This is a genomic window from Vibrio sp. 1078-1 (assembly GCF_033340475.1).
In genome coordinates, this window is record NZ_JAWOWM010000940.1 from 1 (window position 1) to 511 (window position 511).

Consider the following 511-nt stretch of genomic DNA (forward strand, 5'->3'; position numbering starts at 1 on the left):
GTATTTACCGCGCAAGTTCGTGCCGATTCGACGGTCGCATCGATTATCGAGATGGAAAATGAGCTGAATGAATACGCTCAATCTGGAATGACTGATGAAGAAATGAAATTTATGCGCCAAGCGGTCGGTCAAAAAGATGCACTGAAATATGAAACGCCGACACAAAAAGCGGAACTCATTAGTGATATTCTCAAGTACAACCTCGATCAAGATTACTTGCAGCAAAGAAACGCTATCGTTGAGAAAGTGGATAAGCAAACTTTGAATGCATTAGCTCAAAAATGGTTTGATCCGAATGACTATCAAATTATCGTCGTTGGTGATGCTAAATCACTTCGTCCTCAACTAGAAAAGTTGGGGAAAGACGTAGAAGAGCTTGAAATCATTCGATAGAGTACACATTTAATAGCGGAGAGTGATCTCTCCGCTATTCATCTAGATAAGCGACTTTTAATGGGTTGTTTATCTAGATGCATGAACTATCAATAACTTAGCTTTCACTTGTCCCGAG

Annotated in this window: 1 pseudogene; it reads left to right on the forward strand. The window is 40.1% G+C overall.

The window, feature by feature from the left end:
• A pseudogene (locus R7190_RS30980) lies at window positions 1–393 on the forward strand (insulinase family protein); the annotation flags it as partial.
• Window positions 394–511 lie beyond the last annotated feature (118 nt).